At 66.4% G+C, this 17263-nt stretch carries 16 protein-coding genes, 1 tRNA gene and 1 pseudogene; 7 read left to right on the top strand and 11 right to left on the bottom strand.

The features are described from left to right. Nucleotides 1-475 precede the first annotated feature (475 nt). The 3 genes from F6B93_RS17675 to F6B93_RS17685 form a co-directional block, all read right to left on the bottom strand. Nucleotides 476-1246 carry a DUF427 domain-containing protein gene (locus F6B93_RS17675; RefSeq protein WP_211696236.1) on the bottom strand — a complete coding sequence of 257 codons (771 nt, stop codon included), beginning with the start codon at nucleotides 1244-1246 and terminating at the stop codon, nucleotides 476-478. Between the two features lie 85 nt (nucleotides 1247-1331). Then, a complete protein-coding gene (locus F6B93_RS17680; RefSeq protein WP_211696237.1) occupies nucleotides 1332-2126 on the bottom strand; it encodes a hypothetical protein in 795 nt (264 codons plus the stop codon). A 71-nt stretch (nucleotides 2127-2197) separates the two neighbouring features. After that, on the bottom strand, nucleotides 2198-2866 hold the full coding sequence (locus F6B93_RS17685; RefSeq protein ID WP_211696238.1) for a TetR/AcrR family transcriptional regulator: 669 nt from the start codon (nucleotides 2864-2866) through the stop codon (nucleotides 2198-2200). 27 nt (nucleotides 2867-2893) lie between these two features. Here F6B93_RS17685 and F6B93_RS17690 point away from each other — a divergent pair, with 27 nt between their 5' ends. Beyond that, a complete protein-coding gene (locus tag F6B93_RS17690; protein ID WP_246540827.1) occupies nucleotides 2894-3706 on the top strand; it encodes a ubiquinone biosynthesis protein COQ4 in 813 nt (270 codons plus the stop codon). A 240-nt stretch (nucleotides 3707-3946) separates the two neighbouring features. On the opposite strand, the gene F6B93_RS17695 is transcribed toward F6B93_RS17690, so the two are convergent. From F6B93_RS17695 to F6B93_RS17705, 3 genes and pseudogenes are all read right to left on the bottom strand, one after another. Then, the gene (locus tag F6B93_RS17695; RefSeq protein ID WP_211699581.1) at nucleotides 3947-6571 is read right to left on the bottom strand and encodes a PE family protein; all 2625 of its coding nucleotides are present in this window, start codon (nucleotides 6569-6571) and stop codon (nucleotides 3947-3949) included. A gap of 287 nt (nucleotides 6572-6858) precedes the next feature. Beyond that, nucleotides 6859-7220, bottom strand: a pseudogene (locus F6B93_RS17700) (IS1634 family transposase); the annotation flags it as partial. 19 nt (nucleotides 7221-7239) lie between these two features. Next, nucleotides 7240-7313, bottom strand: a tRNA-Leu gene (locus F6B93_RS17705). Between the two features lie 346 nt (nucleotides 7314-7659). On the opposite strand from F6B93_RS17705, the gene F6B93_RS17710 reads away from it, so the two are divergent. The 6 genes from F6B93_RS17710 to F6B93_RS17735 all read left to right on the top strand — a co-directional run bounded on the left by F6B93_RS17710 (nucleotide 7660) and on the right by F6B93_RS17735 (nucleotide 13023). Beyond that, complete coding sequence (locus tag F6B93_RS17710; RefSeq protein WP_211696239.1) at nucleotides 7660-8478, top strand: PPE family protein, SVP subgroup; 819 nt, start codon at nucleotides 7660-7662, stop codon at nucleotides 8476-8478. 75 nt (nucleotides 8479-8553) lie between these two features. Next, the gene (locus F6B93_RS17715; RefSeq protein ID WP_211696240.1) at nucleotides 8554-9744 is read left to right on the top strand and encodes a PPE family protein; all 1191 of its coding nucleotides are present in this window, start codon (nucleotides 8554-8556) and stop codon (nucleotides 9742-9744) included. Between the two features lie 159 nt (nucleotides 9745-9903). Further along, on the top strand, nucleotides 9904-10200 hold the full coding sequence (locus F6B93_RS17720; protein WP_211695767.1) for a WXG100 family type VII secretion target: 297 nt from the start codon (nucleotides 9904-9906) through the stop codon (nucleotides 10198-10200). 32 nt (nucleotides 10201-10232) lie between these two features. After that, a complete protein-coding gene (locus F6B93_RS17725; protein ID WP_211696241.1) occupies nucleotides 10233-10517 on the top strand; it encodes a WXG100 family type VII secretion target in 285 nt (94 codons plus the stop codon). A gap of 168 nt (nucleotides 10518-10685) precedes the next feature. Then, nucleotides 10686-11450, top strand: coding sequence for a response regulator transcription factor (locus F6B93_RS17730; protein WP_211696242.1), 765 nt, complete (start codon nucleotides 10686-10688; stop codon nucleotides 11448-11450). A gap of 25 nt (nucleotides 11451-11475) precedes the next feature. Next, the gene (locus F6B93_RS17735; protein ID WP_211699582.1) at nucleotides 11476-13023 is read left to right on the top strand and encodes a sensor histidine kinase; all 1548 of its coding nucleotides are present in this window, start codon (nucleotides 11476-11478) and stop codon (nucleotides 13021-13023) included. Nucleotides 13024-13046: 23 nt separating this feature from the next. Here the strand turns inward: F6B93_RS17735 and F6B93_RS17740 are convergent, their stop codons facing one another. From F6B93_RS17740 to F6B93_RS17760, 5 genes are read right to left on the bottom strand one after another with little or no spacing between them, the layout of a single operon-like run. Next, nucleotides 13047-14006 (bottom strand): Ppx/GppA phosphatase family protein, encoded by a 960-nt coding sequence (locus tag F6B93_RS17740; protein WP_211696243.1) that lies wholly within the window; start codon nucleotides 14004-14006, stop codon nucleotides 13047-13049. Then, nucleotides 13997-14500 (bottom strand): DUF501 domain-containing protein, encoded by a 504-nt coding sequence (locus tag F6B93_RS17745; RefSeq protein ID WP_211696244.1) that lies wholly within the window; start codon nucleotides 14498-14500, stop codon nucleotides 13997-13999. The genes F6B93_RS17740 and F6B93_RS17745 overlap by 10 nt, the downstream gene beginning before the upstream one ends. Then, nucleotides 14493-15182: an FtsB family cell division protein gene (locus F6B93_RS17750; protein WP_211696245.1), complete on the bottom strand. Its 690-nt coding sequence runs from the start codon at nucleotides 15180-15182 to the stop codon at nucleotides 14493-14495. The genes F6B93_RS17745 and F6B93_RS17750 overlap by 8 nt, the downstream gene beginning before the upstream one ends. Before the next feature lie 4 nt (nucleotides 15183-15186). Beyond that, nucleotides 15187-16476 (bottom strand): phosphopyruvate hydratase, encoded by a 1290-nt coding sequence (eno, locus tag F6B93_RS17755; RefSeq protein ID WP_211696246.1) that lies wholly within the window; start codon nucleotides 16474-16476, stop codon nucleotides 15187-15189. A gap of 52 nt (nucleotides 16477-16528) precedes the next feature. Beyond that, nucleotides 16529-17260, bottom strand: a complete 732-nt coding sequence (locus tag F6B93_RS17760; protein ID WP_211696247.1) for a lytic transglycosylase domain-containing protein — start codon at nucleotides 17258-17260, stop codon at nucleotides 16529-16531. Nucleotides 17261-17263 lie beyond the last annotated feature (3 nt).

A 17263-nucleotide genomic window follows, 5' to 3' on the forward strand; every position in this document is an offset into this window, starting at 1 on the left:
CATCCCTGTCCCTTGGACCCGCAGGCGGCATCAGCGTCCGCTCCGCCCCGTCCAACCGGGATAACCGAATTTCGGCGCTAAAAGCGCCGATTTGACTACGACTTGACTGCGTCCCGAGAGAGTCTATCTGTCGAATACCGATCGAATAGCGCCTTAATTACGCGCTGTTACCCACCTCACAGGGCAAACTCAGGCTCCACTCAGGCCGCGGTGGATGAAAATGTGGAGCCAGAATGGCGAGCAAACACGTCTGTACGTCTTTTACTATGACTTTCTTCCGAGTAGCTAATCAAAGGTGCTCGGGCACGGGACGTGCTCAATAAGAAATTCTTATAATCCCGTCCCGAAAGAGGTAAATATCACAATCGCGTCCAAGTGCGCGCGTTACGCCGGCACGATTTACCGAGTCGGATGCGAACCTCAGCGCCGCGCCGATCCAATCGTCAACCCGGCTAAGCCCCGCTAAGCCCCCTCCCTAGCCGAAATGGGTACGCGGCCGGGGCAGCGGGACGCCGTCGACGATGATGTCGAGCTTTTCGTTGTAGAACGCCACCAGGCCGGCGATCGCGGTCACGGCGGGCAACGGGTAGTGGTAGGTCCAGGCGAGATCCGAATGTAGGGCGTCGCCGATGCGCACCGCCCAGTAACCCGAGGTCGTTCCCTTGTACGGACACAGCGTCTGCGTCGCGGTGGGTTCCAGATGTTCGAAGGCGACATCGCCCGGATCGATGTAGTACCGGGTGGGTAAACCCGTTTCGAATAACAGGACGGGCGATCGCGTATCGGCGAGCGGGGTGCCGTCGAGCTCGACTCGCACGTGGCGGTGCGAGCGCAACGCGTCGACCCGCGAATACGGATTGCGCGGATGGCCGTAGATCGGCTCCTCCTCCTCGAACCAGCGCAGCGGGTTCCATTCGAATCGGACCGTGCCCGAGACGGGGCTGTCCGTGCCGGCATCGAACACCCGCGCAGCCGATCGGAACGTTTGGCCCGCACCGACCAGCGAGTGCAGCCGCGACGGGCCCAGCTGCACCCGCTGCGGGTGGTTCTCGTCGCGCAGGAACTCCGCGCGCACATCAGCCAACGGGACGTAGTACTGCGGGTAGTACGGCAGCTCCCAGACATAACGCGCGGCCGTGGTGTCGAACACCAGCTCAGGACCGAGATAGCCGCGGACTCGCCGCGGAGCTGGCTCGATTCGTCCCCGGGCGGCCGCCATTGCCGGGTAGTCGCGGTCTTCATCCATGGGCGATTCCCAAGGTATCCGAACTGTCGTGCACGGGCCTAGGCACTGGCTGGCCTCCCGGCACCCGCTGCCGCGTTGTCGCGGCTCAGCGCCGCCGATCTCGCACCTTGTAGGTCGAGGGCCACGACTTGCGGGAGGCATCGCCGGTCAGCGGCGTCCCCATGCCTCCGACCTTCACGTTGTAGGCCTCCTTGCCCGGGCCGACTTCGCGATCGGCGTGTTCCTGGGCGAGGTAATACAGTTCGTCGATCGTGGCCTCGTCGTAGGCGACGAAAGACGTGCTCCGTACGATGTCGTCGGCCCCGGCGAGCATCCGGTCGAGCAGGACCCGCGAAACCACGATTACCGCGCCAAACAGCGAGAACGGAATGACCCACGAACAGACGAACGACAGGGGGGTCGTCGCGTCGCGACCCGTGACGTGATGTCCGAAGAGCTGCTGCGCCAGCGGCGGAATCGCCGCGGACACCGTCATGCCGGCGAACACCGCAATCCAGGCCCAGCTCACCAGCTTGGTGATGCGATCGAACAACTCGGTCTTGACCACGTCGGGAGGGTGCTCTGCTGCGGCGAACTGACGGACGAAGGGCCTACCGACCAGCTGGCCGACCAGCGCCACGAGCAGGATCCCGGCGATACTCAGCGACAACAGCCATTGCTGGACAACCGATTCGCCAACCGCAAACGTCACCACGGCCAGTACAAGAAAAGTTGCAACAGAACCGACTTCAAGCCAGTGCTCCGAGTGCCCGGCGGTTCGCCCGATCGCGAGCACCGCGACCGCGATCGCCAGCGCGACCACCACGGCCAGGGTGGCCTGAACATTGCCGATCAGCACCCAGTAGACGATCCACGGCGCAAGGCCAACCAGCATGCCCACGATGGTTCAGTGTATTTCCGATTACGGGCGGTTCGACGGCGCCGCGTCAGCAAACAGGCGGACAACGGGAATCAGAAGACAGGCGTTGCGCGCGGCGGCGAGGCGATGATCGCGGGCAGCACAAATGTCCGCGCATAGCGACGGACCGTATCGGGGTCGTTTGTTCCCGGAACGACATCCATGAGGAGCGACAGCGCAACAGCGAGGATGTAGTGTCCGACATCAGCGGGTTCCAAGCCCGGGCGCAATTGGTCACGGAACAGAACGAACACCTGCTCGTAGAGCCCAGCGACCTTGGCGCTCAGGATTGACGAGTTTGCCAGCAAACTCGCGAACCCATGTTCGCCACTTGCGGCCAGCAGTATGAGTAGCGGATCACGACTGACGACGGTCGTCACGAACACCAATGATTCGGTGATCAGATTCTCCACGTCGTCGGTTGGCATCAAGTCCCGCACCACCTGCGCCACATAGCGATCCATCACCTTCACGGCCACCGCGACCACGAGTTCCTCGCGTCCGGCAAAATGCCGGTAGAGAACGGCCCTGGTCACGCCCGCTTCTCGAGCGACCTCCGCCATGGTCGTCTCCATCCCCCGCTGGGCAAAGCAGGCTTCGGCCGCATCCACCAGCAGCCGCCGGGCCTGTTCGGGAGTGTTTCCCCCACCGAGCGGCCGGCCGCGCCGACGGGCCAGGTCGCCCCCACTCTTCTCCAAGTTCGTTGACTTTTTAGTTGACATCAATCCTATTATGTCTATTATTTGTGGATGGACACTCAGCCCACCCAGGCACGGTACGGGCAATTGCGGACCGGGGTTCGGGCGCTAAGCCATGTCTTCGGGCTCACGTTCAATCACGACCAGGTCTTCGAGGCGGTCGTGGCGTTCGGGTACCCGACACTGCATCGCGCCTTCCGCGAACTCGCCGAACTGCCCGAAGGACGTCGTCTGCTGACACAGAAACCCGACCTTTTGGCACTACTCGGCAACGATGAGTACCTGGCCAACCTACCGCCGGGCTCACTGGGCGCGGCATACCGCGACTTCCTGCGCCAGCACCGCCTGGATGCGGGAGTATTCGACGCTCGGGATGTCATTCAGCCCGTCATCGACCGCAACGGTTGGGACCCGGACTTCGGTTACATGATCGTGCGGGGGACGGCCCTGCACGACATGTTCCACGTCCTCGGCGGCTACGGACCGGATCTGGGCGGCGAGATCGGCAACTTGGGCTTTCACCACGGTCAGCTGGGAAAGTGCCGGACAACCGCGGTCTTCGGGCTGCTTGCGTGTGCAGTGGTGCGCGGCGGCTCTTGGCGGCGTAAACGAGCGTTCTTCCGCGAGGCCGTGGCGCGAGGACAAGCCGCCCGCAACTTGATGGCGGCCCCTTACGAAGAGCTGCTGGACCAACCGCTGTCTGAGGTGCGCGAGAAGCTCGGCATCGCAGCATCGCGGACCGCGCATCCGGCGGGGCATTTCTTCACCAGGTGGCAACTGCCTACCCGCGGTAACTCCGCACCCTGTGAGCCGTGGGACTACGAGGCGGCCTGGGCACAAGAACCAGCGACGGCCAGCACCTGACCCGTACCCCCAATCGGACTGGAACCGACACTTGACGGATTTTGAGTCTGCAATTCTGTCCGACCAGGGTTGCTATAACGCGTACGGGTGGCCCAATGTCGCGTTCCAATCACATGGTCTGACATAGGCAAACTACGTCCAACCGACTTTAGATCCCCCCATCGAGAGTTTGCCCAACATTCCTGCCCGCCTGGCCCGGTCCCAACGTCGACCTCACCGAGATCGATCCACGGATCGAGGCTAAGGCTGCCCGTTGAGCCCGTTTTGGCCGAGCAGCAGCCCGCCGCCGCCGCCGGCGCCCGGGCTGCCGATCACCGCACCGACGCCGGCGTTGCCGCCGTTACCACCCGTGCCGAACAACACGGCACCGCCGCCGATGCCGCCGTCCCCACCGCTGGCGGTGCCCTCGCCGCCGGCCCCACCGGCCGCGCCGCTACCCCACAACAGTCCCCCGGCGCCACCGGCCCCACCGGACCCGCCAGAGGTTGCGGGCGCCACCCCGCCAGACCCGCCAGACCCGCCAGCCCCGCCGAAGCCTATCCAGCCAGCACCCCCACCAGCCCCACCACGCCCACCGTCGCCGCTGCCTGACACGTCGCTCGCGCCGGCCCCACCGGACCCGCCGGACCCGAACAGCAGCCCAGCGCCACCACCAGCCCCACCGTTCCCAGCGGGACCGCCCGACCCGCCGTCCCCGCCTTCCCCGCCGGCCCCGCCGGACCCGAACAGCAGCCCAGCGCTGCCACCGACACCCCCGACACCCCCGCTGGGGCCCCCTCCGCCGGTCCCGCCGGCCCCGCCCGGGCCGCCGAAGAGACCTGCGCTACCGCCGGCACCACCGGCACCACCCACGGTGCGGCCGAAGCCACCGGCACCACCATCGCCGCCGCCCGCGCCGACCAGCCCGCCGAGCAAACCACCCGCACCGCCTACACCACCGTCCCCGCCGGTGCCATCACCGCTGCCTACTAAGCCACCGGCTCCGCCATGCCCGCCCGCGCCCAGCAGACCGCCAGCGCCGCCGACACCACCGACACCAGCAACCCCGTCCATCGTCTGCACCCACCCACCGGTGCCGCCCACTCCGCCGCTACCCGATAACCAGCCACCGGCCCCACCAGCCCCACCAGCCCCACCGTCAACGACTAGTGAGCTCCCCCCGGCCCCACCGGTGCCGCCGGTGCCCCATAACCCGGCCGACCCACCGGCCCCGCCGTTGCTGCCGGTGCCCTCCGCTGCGGACCCACCGGCCCCGCCATCCCCGAACAGCCACCCACCAGCAGCGCCGTCAGCGCCGCTACCGGCCGCCCCAGGGGTCCCGTTGCCGATCAGCGGGCGCCCGGTCAGGTCCTGGATCGGCGCGTTGATCGCGCCCAGCACTTGTTGTTGCAGAGCATGAAGCGGTGAGGTGCTCGCCGGGGCATTGAAACCGTCCAGCCCCAGCAAGAGCCCGCTGATTCCCCCGACACCGGTGGCTCCTGGCATGGTGCCGAGCCCGCCCACGCCCGCATTGCCGCCATTGCCGATCCACACCGCGTTGCCCCCGGCCCCACCGTCACCACCGGTCCCGGCGACACCGGTCCCGCCGATCCCGCCGGTGCCGCCGGCACCGCCGTTACCCAGCAGCAGCCCGGCGGTGCCCCCAGCCCCGCCGACGCCACCCACGCCGCCGCCGACACCGATGCCGCCACTCCCGCCGACACCGCCATTGGAGAACGCTAGTCCGCCGTTACCGCCCGCCCCACCAGCACCACCAGAAATGCCATCCGCGCCAGACACCGCGGCCCCACCTTCCCCGCCGACTCCGCCATCAGCAAAGAACAGACCGGCATTACCCCCAGCGCCACCATCGCCACCGCTGGAGTTGCTGGCGCCGCCGTCGCCGCCGGCCCCACCGGCACCAAACAACCCACCGCCGGCACCGAACAACCCACCGGCGTTACCCCCGGCACCACCGGCGCCCCCGTCATCGCCGCCGAATCCGCCGTCCCCCCCGGCGCCACCCGAGCCACCGAAGAACCCGGCATTACCCCCCGCGCCACCAACACCACCAGTAACTCCGCTAGCCCCGCCGTTGCCGCCGTCGCCGCCGCCAGCGCCGACCAACCCCGACATCACGCCCCCGGCCCCGCCAGCACCACCAGCGCCACCGGTGACGCCGCGTCCGCCGCCACCACCGAGACCGCCGCCACCGAACAACCCCCCAGCCCCACCAACACCACCAGCCCCACCAACACCATCAGCAGCAGACGCGACGCCGCCGACACCACCAGCCCCGCCGTCACCCCACAACCAGCCCCCAGCACCCCCAGCCCCACCAGCCCCAGCAGCACCCGCCGCTGAGTTGCCGCCGGCACCGCCGGCACCGCCGATCCCCAACAACCCCGCGGCCCCCCCGGCCCCACCGTTTTGCCCGGCCGCACCCGAGCCACCAGCCCCGCCATTGCCAAGCAGCCACCCCCCCGCAGCCCCATTGGCCCCGCTGCCGGGCGCCCCGTTGGCACCGTTGCCAATCAACGCACGCCCAGTCAACGCCACACTCTGCGCATTGACCCCATCCAGCAGCTGCTGCAACGGACCAGTGTTGGCCGCCTCCGCGCTTGCATAGGCTCCGCCCGCGGCGCCCAGCGCTTCGACGAACTGATCATGAAACAACCCCACCTGCCCGGCGAGCGCCTGATAGGCCTGGCCATGAACGGACAACACCGCCGCGATCGCCGCCGACACCTCATCCTGGGCCGCCGCCACGATCTCGGTCGTCGACGCCGAAGCCGCCGAATTCGCCGCACCCAGCGACGAACCCAGAGTTGCTATCTCGCTCGCCGCTGCCGCCAACGCCTGCGGTGCCGCACCGACCATCGCCATGTCATACCTCCGCTGGGCAACCGGGGTCGATCGATAAATCATCGACGCATGTTGGTACCGGCGACAAAGTCCGCCGAAACCCCACCCTACGATCTCCGAAACCCCTACCACACGCTCTTTTGCGCCATATGTTCATGAGAATTTGCTCGTAGTTGGGGTGAGCCAAGGGCCGCGGGCATGCGCCATGTGCCATGCGCCATGCCGGGTACCGCCACAACCCCCAGCAGCCGCGCTGTCGACCATCGGCGAAGCTTTTCCCAGCCATATGAAACCTGACTTCTATCAAGCTAGTGCGCACCTACGTCGTGAATTTGGGCGAGTGCTTCGTCGGGGTCGGGAGGTGGGGTTCGGCTGCAGTCAAGGTCTGACTCCCGGCTTGGATGGCTACAGTGCGGCATCGGCGAGCGGTCCGGACGAATTTCTTGATGCTCCATCCGGTTTGGTGCTAGACCCAGCGGGATAGGGCCATCGCGGCGAAGACGACAATCAGGTGTGCGTCGATCGAATCGCGGGTGCGATGGTAGATCGGACGAGCTTGCACGTCGTGTTGAGACATGCGGAAGGCCCTGTCGATGCGCCAAAGCTGGTGGTAGGAGTCGATGACGAACTGTGCTGACTGCGCGGTGAGGTTAGCGGTGTAGCCCTTCCACCGGACGCAACAACATCGGTGCCCCCACTGGGACTCGAACCCAGACTTGACGGATTTTAAGTCCGCTGCCTCTGCCAATTGGGCTATGGGGGCCCGCTGGGCGAATCTAGCGCGCGAACAGTCGTCCCGGGGCACCAACCCCATGGCACCCCCGGCATGCGTCTCGGCCACCCCTCACGTATGATCCGCGCGCTGCGCAGCTCATAAGGATGCCGCTCTCCGACAGCAGATTTCACCGCAATGTCACCCACCAAGAAGGTGTTACATCTGTCGACGCCAGCGTTAACACGACGTAAACGTATGCCTCCCTAGGGCCTTCCGTCGCGACTCTAGAGCCCTGGCTGGTTAGCGTTACGCCAACACACAGGGGCTCTTACGCAACTACTCAGCGTCGGCCAGGGGTGACGACGGTCGGCAGGTCTCACACAAGGAGTTATGGATGTCGTTTCTCACCACAGTGCCCGAAGAGTTGCAAGCCGCGGCCACGCAGCTCGGGGCCATCGGGTCCACCATGGCAGCCCAGAACGCTGCCGCGGCGGCTCCTACATCGGCCATTGCGCCGGCAGCCCTTGACGAGGTGTCGGCGTTGCAGGCGGCGCTGTTCACCGCGTACGGCACCCTGTATCAGGAGGTCAGCGCCGAGGCTCAGGCCATGCACGAAATGTTCGTGAACACCCTCGGCATCAGTGCTGGCACCTATGGCGCGACCGAGTCCCTCAACTCATCCGCGGCAGCGACACCACTCTCCGGTGTGTCAAGCATCATCCAGGGTATGACGAACGCCATCCCGGCGGACATCAACGGCAATCTCGCCAACATCCTCAATATTGGGGCCGGTAACTGGGCGTCGGCCACGTCGACTCTGGTCGGCCTCGCAGGCGGTGGTCTACTGCCCGCCGAGGAGGCCGCCGAGGGCAGCGCCGCTATCGGCGCCGCCGAAGGTTTGGGCGAATTGGGTGCCATCGCTGCGGCAGAGGGAGCACTCGGCGCCGGGGCTCCGATCGCGGCCGCCGCGGGTGCGGCAGGCTCGGTCGGCATGTTGTCGGTGCCGCCCACCTGGGCCGGACCGGCCACCCTGGTCTCCAGCACGACCCCGCTGACGAGCGCGGGCTTGACCGCCGGCGCAGCCAGTGGCGCGCCGGGGACGTTCATGGGGATGCCGGCGGGGTTGGGTTCTGCCGCACGCAACAGTGCGGGCTTCGGGGCGCCGCGCTACGGCGTCAAGCCCATCGTCATGCCAAAGCCGACCGCTGTCTAGGAATCAGGGGCGCAGCAGCGCCATCGACAATCGAAATATTCATCCAAAACTATTCATCAAAAAGAGGGATAAATAATGGATTTTGGAGCTCTACCCCCTGAGATCAACTCGGCCAGGATGTACGCCGGCGCGGGTGCCGCGCCGATGCTGGCCGCCGCGGGGGCATGGAACGGCCTGGCCGCGGAGTTGAGCACTACCGCCACCTCCTATGAATCGGTGATCACCCAGCTGACCACCGAATCGTGGATGGGTCCGGCGTCGATGGCCATGGTTGCCGCTGCCCAGCCCTACCTGGCCTGGCTGGCCTACACGTCGGAATCCGCCGCGCAGGCCGGCGCGCAGGCGATGGCGTCGGCGGCCTCCTATGAGGCGGCGTTCGCGATGACGGTGCCACCACCCGAGATCGCCGCCAACCGGGCTCTGCTCGCGGCGCTGGTCGCGACCAACTTCCTCGGCATCAATACGCCGGCCATCATGGCTACCGAGGCCCACTACCTTGAGATGTGGGCGCAGGACGCCATGGCCATGTACGGCTACGCGGCCTCCTCAGCGGTTGCCGGGGTGCTCAACCCGCTGACGCCGCCGGCCCCGTCCACCAATCCGGCCGGGGCGGCCGTCCAGGCCGCCGCCGTGGGCCAGGCCGCCGCGGCCGCAACCACACAAGCGGTGGGCCTCGAGGGCCTGATCGGCAACCTGTCTGGCGCGGTCATGAGCCTCGCGTCTCCGATCACTTCGGTTGCTGAGGCAACCGGGTTGACCGGAATCATCGCGGACATCGAAGAACTGCTCGGGGTGCCGTTCATCGCCAACATCATCAACAGCGGCATCAACACCGCGGCGTGGTATGTCATGGCCGCCATCCCCACCGCGATATTCCTGGGCAACACCGTCGGTGTTGCCGCGCCAGTAGAGGCAGCCGAAGCCGCCGTCGGGGGCGCCGCGGGCGTGGCTGCCGCAGCCGGCGCAGCGGGCGCAGGCCTGGCGGACTCGGTGGCGCCGGCGGGCATTGGGGCCGCTCTGGGCGAGGCCTCGCTGGTCGGCAAGCTGGCCGTGCCGGCGAGCTGGGCTTCGGCCGCCCCCGAGGCGACAGCCGGCGCGACCGCCGCGGCGGGCAGCGGCTGGACCGTCGCCGAAGAAGCCGCACCGGCTACCGGGGTAGCAGCGATGCCCGCGGGAATGGGTGCGGCCGCCAAGGGCGCGGGAGTCGGCGCCGGGCCGCGGTACGGGTTCAAGCCCATTGTGATGCCTAAACAGGTCGTCGTGTGATGTCGAAAAAAGAGGAGGACATGTCACTCGTTTAAGGCCCACAGCTGACCACCAGGTCGTAATGTATCCGCTAGACGGCTACAACCGCGTACATCAGAAGTAAGCAGAACTATCCAGAAGTAACCAAGTCCAAGACTTCAGACTAAGGAGATAGCCAACATGGCAACGCGTTTCATGACCGACCCGCACGCGATGCGGGACATGGCGGGCCGCTTTGAGGTGCACGCCCAGACAGTGGAGGACGAGGCCCGCCGGATGTGGGCATCCGCGCAGAACATCTCGGGTGCGGGATGGCGCGGTCTGGCCGAGGCGACGTCGATGGACACCATGACGCAGATGAACACGGCCTTCCGCAACATCGTGAACATGCTCCACGGGGTGCGCGACGGTCTGGTGCGCGACGCGAATCACTACGAGCAGCAAGAGCAGTCGTCGCAGCAAATCCTTAGCAGCTAGCCCACCAGCGTCGAGTCAGGAGGACAACAGCAATGACCATCAATTACCAGTTCGGCGATGTCGACGCCCATGGCGCGTTGATTCGCGCGCAGGCCGCATCGTTGGAGGCCGAGCACCAGGCCATCGTTCGCGATGTGCTGGCTGCTGGTGACTTTTGGGGCGGCGCCGGTTCGGTGGCGTGCCAGGAGTTCATCGCCCAGTTGGGTCGCAACTTCGCGGTGATCTACCAGCAGGCCAACGCCCACGGGCAGAAGGTGCAAGCCGCCGGCAACAACATGGCGAGCACCGACAGCGCCGTCGGCTCCAGCTGGGCCTGACGCCACACCGTCCCACAGCGTGGCCGCACACCGTTTGGTGTGCGGCCACGTTGTTGTGTGCACAGTTGTGCACGGTTCCAGCGAACTCGGCGGCCGTCCGCATGTGAGAACGATATGAATTCAGCGACACCTGCATGTGTGGATGACACAATGCGGGAGCATTCCTGCATGTCGGGTAATGCGCGCAATCAACGTCCGCGCCAGGCCATCCTGGGCAAGCTGCCCAAGATTTTTCGTGCCGATGGGTCACCGATCCGGGTACTGCTCGTCGACGACGAACCGGCACTGACCAATCTGGTCAAGATGGCGCTGCACTACGAGGGCTGGGAAGTCGAGGTCGCCCACGATGGGCGGGAGGCCATAGCCAAGTTCGACAAGGTCGGCCCCGACGTGCTGGTGCTCGATATCATGCTGCCCGACGTCGACGGGATGCAGATCTTGCATCGCGTCCGGGAATCCGACGCGTACACCCCCACTCTGTTTCTCACCGCACGCGATTCCGTGATGGATCGAGTCACCGGTCTGACCGCGGGCGCCGACGACTACATGACAAAGCCGTTCAGCCTCGAGGAACTCGTCGCCCGCCTGCGGGGTTTGCTGCGCCGCTCCAGCCATCTGGCCAAGCCCGCCGACGAGACCCTCGTGGTCGGAGACCTCAAGCTCGACGGGGCGAGCCGCGAAGTCAACCGCGACGGCACGCTGATCTCCCTCTCGTCGACCGAGTTCGAACTCCTTCGATTCCTGATGCGCAACCCACGCCGTGCGCTGAGTCGCACCGAAATCCTCGACCGGGTCTGGAACTATGACTTCTCCGGCCGCACGAGCATCGTCGACCTGTACATCTCCTATCTCAGGAAGAAAATCGACGCCGACCGAGAGCCCATGATCCATACCGTCCGCGGGATTGGATACATGCTACGGCCACCGGAATGAGCACACTGTGACGCGCAACCGAGGCATGGCCTGGTCCAAAGCCTGGTCGAAACGGATTTCCCGGTGGCTCCCGACTTCGTTGCGCCGTCGGCTGCTGTTGGGCGTCGTCACCGTCGTGACCTTGGTACTGGTGGCTGTCGGCTTCGTCTCGGTGCTCAGTCTGCGCGACTACGTCAACGCGATGAACGACGCCGCGCTCGTGGAGTCCCTGCACACGATGGACCACTCGTACACGCGGTACCGCACTGGCGCATCCACCGTGCAACATCCCGGCAGTCGATCGGTGTCGGAGGCCGTGCTGGAGTTCACCGGCCAAACACCGGGAAACCTCATTGCCGTATTGCGAGACGGCGTCGTCATCGGCTCCGCAGTCTTTTCCGAAGACGAGCCACGACCGGCCCCGCCCGACGTCATCAGAGCGATCGAGGCAGAGACCTGGGTCGACGACGGCCCAGCACGTGTCGAAGACCTGGGCAGCCTGGGTCCCTACCAGGTGGGTAGCCGCGCCAACGGATCCGACATGCTCGTCGTCGGGATATCGCTAGGGCTGACCAACGACGTCATCGCCCGCAAGTACATCGCTACCACGGTGCTGGTCGCGGGCGCGCTGCTGGTCACCGCGGCACTCACGGTAGGGCTGGTCGGCTATGCACTTCGGCCACTACGCCGGGTCGCCGCAACCGCCGCCGAGGTCGCAGGGATGTCGCTCGCGGATGAGGAGCACCGGATCCACGTGCGGGTGCGGCCAGAGGACACCAACCCTGACAACGAAGTCGGCATCGTCGGGCACACGCTGAATCGATTGCTGGACAACGTCGATAGCGCGCTGGCGTATCGTGTCGATGCCGATCTGCGGATGCGCCAATTCATCACCGATGCCAGCCACGAGCTGCGTACCCCGCTCGCCGCGATCCAGGGCTACGCAGAACTGACCCGGCAAGACAGTTCGAACCTTCCGCCGACGACCGAATACGCCCTGGCCCGCATCGAGTCCGAAGCGCGCCGGATGACGTTGCTGGTCGACGAGCTGCTGCTACTCTCCCGCCTGAGTGAAGGGGAAGACCTAGAAACCGAAGACTTCGACCTGACTGATCTGGTCATCAACGCGGTGAATGACGCGGCGGTGGCGGCGCCGACCCACGACTGGGTACGCAACCTGCCCAACGAACCCGTGTGGGTCAACGGGGATCATGCGCGGCTCCATCAGCTCGTCAGCAACCTCCTCACCAACGCCTGCGTGCATACGCCACCCGGGGTGACGGTAACCACCGGAATCACCTGCCACCGCCGCGGCCCCGACGCACCCTACGTGGAGTTGACGGTTGCCAACGACGGCCCCGAGATCGACCCCGAGGTCCTACCGCACCTCTTCGATCGGTTCGTGCGCGCCAGCACGTCGCGGTCCAATAGGTCCGGTCATGGACTGGGTTTGGCGATCGTCAACTCAATCGTCAAAGCCCACAACGGATCTGTTGTGGCAGAGTCGGCCGACGGCCAAACGGTGTTTCGGGTACGACTCCCGATGATCGTTCAGCCAACGGCCAGACCGCAACCCTCGCCGACGGGATCGTGACAGACGTGCGCCGCCTAAATAACTCAGGCGCCCAGTGACAACGCGATACCGTCCAGGATGTCGTGTTCACTGACGATCAACTCATCGATGCCGGCCCGAGCGCGCAGCTCACGCGCCAACTCCTCGACCACGATCGCGCCACCGCCGATCACGTCGACCCGGCCCTCGTGCATGGGCGGCAGCGCCGCGCGCTGCGTTCGCGTCATACCGATCAGCTGCTCACACACGGCCAGCAGTCTGCCGCCCGCTACCCGCGAAAGGTGGATTGCCGCAGCATCATACGACGGCAGGTCCTGGGCCAGCGCGGACAGCGTGGTCATCGTCCCGGCCAGCCCGACCCAGGTCCGAGCCCGCTGCAGCGGCACCACGCGAAGGGCGGGCTCAAGTCGCTCGCGGACCAGCTGGCGCGCCGCGAGGACTTCCTCGGGCGTCGGGGGGTCGGATCGCAAACAGCGCTCGGTGAGCCGGACGCAGCCGATGTCGGCCGAGTAGCCGGCCACCACTCCCCTTCCCTCCAGCCCCTCGCCCAGCACGATCTCCGTAGAGCCGCCACCGAGGTCGACGACGACGAAAGGTGCATCGGCGCTGGGTAGTTCGCCGACGGCGCCACGAAACGACAATTCGGCTTCCTCGGTGCCGGTGATCACCTCGGCCACTGCGCCCGGGATCACAGGGTCCAAGACGTCGGCGGTCATCCCGAAGAAGGCGTCGCGATTGGCCACATCGCGGGCGGCCGAGGTGGCGACCATCCGCACCCGTTGGACGCCGTGAACCTTCAGAAGTTCCGCGTAATCGGTCAGTGCCGCCCGGGTCCGCGCCATCGCCTCCGCCGCGAACTGGCCGGTGGCGTCCACCCCCTGGCCCAGACGAACGATCCGCATCTCCCGGTGCACGTCGCGTAGCCGCCCACTCTCGGCGTCGGCTATCAACAAGCGAATCGAGTTGGTACCACAGTCGATCGCAGCGACCCGGTTCATCGCCACTGCCCAACCACCAGCGTCGCGGACCGTTCGAGCTCGAGGCTCGGTTCGCCGGCCAACAACGCCAGCGCCTCGTCGCCGAACGGGTTCACACCGGGGCCCTTGGCCAGTGAATGCGCGATCACAACATGTAAGCACTTGACACGGTCGGGCATGCCGCCGGCGGAAAACGTTGTGCCCAAAGGTTCAATCGCGTCCCGTTCGGCCAGATACGACTCGTGGGCTCGCCGATAAGCGGCGGCCAATTCCGCATCGTGGCGCAGTCGCTGGGTCATCTCGCGCATGAGTCCACTGGTTTCCAACCTACTAGCCGCCACCGTGAGCGTCGGATGCGTCAGGTAGTACAACGTCGGAAACGGGGTGCCGTCAGGAAGTCTCGGCGCGGTCTTGACTACCCCAGGTTCGCCGTTGGGGCAGCGATAAGCGATCTCAAGAACGCCGCGGGGTTGGCGACCGAGCTGGCGCGCGACCACCTCCAGATCGGCGTGATCAACCACCGGGCGGTACGGGATTCTCCGAAGCCGGCGGCGCCGGATCGGGTGGTCCGGACTCCGGCGCCGGTGGTGGGATGGCCGCTGGAGGCAGGTGGGGCTCGTCGGCGATCGTGTGCCACAACGAGGTGTACCAGGGCTCGTTCTTGGCCCGGGTGACCTCGTCTGACCCCGGTTGTTGCGGCACCGCCGCCGTCGCCGGAAGCTGCACCTGGAACGGGGTTTCCCCGGGCATCACAAAGCCAAGTCGTTCGCGGGCCTGCGCGGCGATGTACGCCGGGTCAGCGAGCCTGCCCTCCTGCGCCTCGAGTTCGGCGATCTGTTGGCGCAGCGCGGCTTCGGTAGCGGCGAGCTGATCCATTTCGGTGCGCTGCGCGAAGTAAGTGCGCACTGGTCCCGCGATGGTCAGTGTCAGTACGCATACCACTGCGGCAAGGACCGCCGCGCGCCGCGCGGTGAATCCCAGCCGCTCCTCGGCCCGCTGCTCGATCGATTCGGAGAACGACCGCTTGATGGGTTCGGTGACGCTGTCCTGGGGTGCGCGCGCCGCGCCACGGCTGGCATGGGGTGAGGGCGTGGATGGCTTGGAGGCCGGTTTGGTGGAGCGGCGGCCCCGCGTTGAGTCGCCCTTACCCGGGCGCGATGCCGGGGCACGACGCTTCGATTCGGGCCGGTTCGCTTCGGGCATCGACCTATTTCGTCTCCAGGAGGTAGCGGGGGAAGGCCAGATCACCGGCGTAGCGGGCGGCGTCGCCCAGCGCCTCTTCGATGCGCAACAGCTGGTTGTACTTGGCAACGCGCTCACTACGGGCCGGTGCCCCCGTCTTGATCTGGCCACTGCCTACCGCCACCGCCAGATCGGCGATCATCGTGTCTTCCGTCTCGCCGCTGCGGTGACTCATCATCGTGCGATATCCGGAGTTGTGAGCCAGCGCCACCGCGTCGAGGGTCTCGGTAAGTGTCCCGATCTGGTTCACCTTGACGAGCAACGCGTTCGCCACGCCACGTTCGATGCCCTCGTCGAGCCGCTCGGGGTTCGTGACGAAGATGTCGTCGCCAACGATTTGCACCCGGTCGCCGATCGATGTGGTAAGGGCTGCCCAGCCGTCCCAATCGTCTTCGGACAGTGGGTCTTCGATGGACACCAGGGGGTACGCGTCCAGCAGGCCGGTGTAGAACTCGGTCATCTGGCCAGCGCTACGGGTGGCGCCCTCGAAGGCATAGCCGGTGCCGTCGGTATAGAACTCGGTGGCCGCGGCGTCCAGGGCCAGCGCCACGTCGGCGCCGAGCCGCAGGCCCGCCGCCTCGATCGCCTGGCTGATCAGGTCCAACGCCGCCGTGGTGCCGGCCACATCCGGCGCGAAGCCACCTTCGTCACCCAACCCGGTGGACAACCCCTGCTTCTTCAGGACCGACTTGAGGGTGTGATACACCTCCGCCCCCCACCGCAGCGCCTCGCTGAAGCTGGGTGCGCCGATCGGCGCCACCATGAACTCCTGGATGTCGACGGCGGTGTCGGCGTGTGCGCCGCCGTTGAGGATGTTCATCATCGGCACCGGCAAGATGTGCGCATTCGGCCCACCGACATAGCGGAACAGCGGCAACTCCGCGGACTCCGAGGCCGCCTTGGCAACCGCCAGCGATACACCCAGGATGGCGTTGCCGCCCAGGCGGGACTTGTCCGGCGTTCCGTCAAGGTCGAGCAACGCCTGGTCCACCAATCGCTGATCATCGGCATTGAGTCCAATGACCGCCGGGCCGATCTCATCGAGGACAGCTTCCACGGCCTTCTTGACGCCCTTGCCGCCGTAACGGTCACCGCCGTCGCGCAGCTCGACAGCTTCGTGCTCGCCCGTCGACGCACCGGAAGGCACTGCGGCACGGGAGAAAGTCCCGTCAATCAGCGCCACCTCGACCTCGACCGTCGGGTTGCCGCGGGAATCGAGGATCTCACGCGCACCCACCTGCTCGACAATCGGCACTGGGTTTCTCCCTTCGTCGTTTGCTGCTGCGTGGACGTCGGAATACATCCTGCTACAGGGGATGGCCGGCCGCGTAGGCGGTCGCCCAGTCCCGGACGGCCCGAGCGTAGATGCCGGAGTTGTTGTAGGCCCGAAGTGCGGTGATCCATCCGCGCGGCGTCGCCAGATCTTTTCCGCGCCAGCACAAGTAACCCGCGGCCGAGAGCGCAGCGTCGTCGATGTTGTCCGGGCTGACAATGCCGTCGTTGTTGGCGTCGACACCGTACAGCCGCCACGTCTCGGAGATGAACTGCATCGGTCCCATCGCGCGGTCCACCCCGGCGTCGCCGTCCATATCGCCCGCATCGCTGTCGACAATGCGCAGCGTGCCGCCGGTACCGTCAAGTCGAACGCCACGAATCGGCGGGCGCACGTCACCGTTGGGCGCTAACGTGGCACCCCGGTAGGTGCCGTGGTGGCTCTCCACCTGCCCGATGCCCGCCAGGGTTGTCCAGGCCAGATGGCACTTCGGGTTCTCCACCTCGGCGACGCGAGCGGCATAGGCGTAGGCCTCCAGTGCGATGACCGGAATCTCCAGTGCCGAGGACCGGCTCTCTGCCCATTCACGCAACTGATCCGCGGGTCGGCCGCTGGCATAGGTGTCGACCGGCGGGACGGGATCTCCCGGCGGGGGCGGCACGCCATCGGGGATAAACAGGCTGAGTTGCCACGTGCAGCTGGACGCCATGAGCATCGCGGTCGCGCCCATCACGGCGGCCGCGCGCAAGAAACGTCCCGGCGACACGAT

Source organism: Mycobacterium spongiae (assembly GCF_018278905.1).
Taxonomy (GTDB): domain Bacteria; phylum Actinomycetota; class Actinomycetes; order Mycobacteriales; family Mycobacteriaceae; genus Mycobacterium; species Mycobacterium spongiae.

Bases quoted from the DNA above. Each gene is read 5' to 3' on its own strand.
- F6B93_RS17675 (WP_211696236.1), bottom strand. From the start codon at position 1,246: ATGGATGAAGACCGCGACTACCCGGCAATGGCGGCCGCCCGGGGACGA.
- F6B93_RS17685 (WP_211696238.1), bottom strand. From the start codon at position 2,866: ATGTCAACTAAAAAGTCAACGAACTTGGAGAAGAGTGGGGGCGACCTG.
- F6B93_RS17690 (WP_246540827.1), top strand. From the start codon at position 2,894: ATGGACACTCAGCCCACCCAGGCACGGTACGGGCAATTGCGGACCGGG.
- F6B93_RS17695 (WP_211699581.1), bottom strand. From the start codon at position 6,571: ATGGCGATGGTCGGTGCGGCACCGCAGGCGTTGGCGGCAGCGGCGAGC.
- F6B93_RS17710 (WP_211696239.1), top strand. From the start codon at position 7,660: ATGTCGTTTCTCACCACAGTGCCCGAAGAGTTGCAAGCCGCGGCCACG.
- F6B93_RS17715 (WP_211696240.1), top strand. From the start codon at position 8,554: ATGGATTTTGGAGCTCTACCCCCTGAGATCAACTCGGCCAGGATGTAC.
- F6B93_RS17720 (WP_211695767.1), top strand. From the start codon at position 9,904: ATGGCAACGCGTTTCATGACCGACCCGCACGCGATGCGGGACATGGCG.
- F6B93_RS17725 (WP_211696241.1), top strand. From the start codon at position 10,233: ATGACCATCAATTACCAGTTCGGCGATGTCGACGCCCATGGCGCGTTG.
- F6B93_RS17730 (WP_211696242.1), top strand. From the start codon at position 10,686: ATGTCGGGTAATGCGCGCAATCAACGTCCGCGCCAGGCCATCCTGGGC.
- F6B93_RS17735 (WP_211699582.1), top strand. From the start codon at position 11,476: ATGGCCTGGTCCAAAGCCTGGTCGAAACGGATTTCCCGGTGGCTCCCG.
- F6B93_RS17750 (WP_211696245.1), bottom strand. From the start codon at position 15,182: ATGCCCGAAGCGAACCGGCCCGAATCGAAGCGTCGTGCCCCGGCATCG.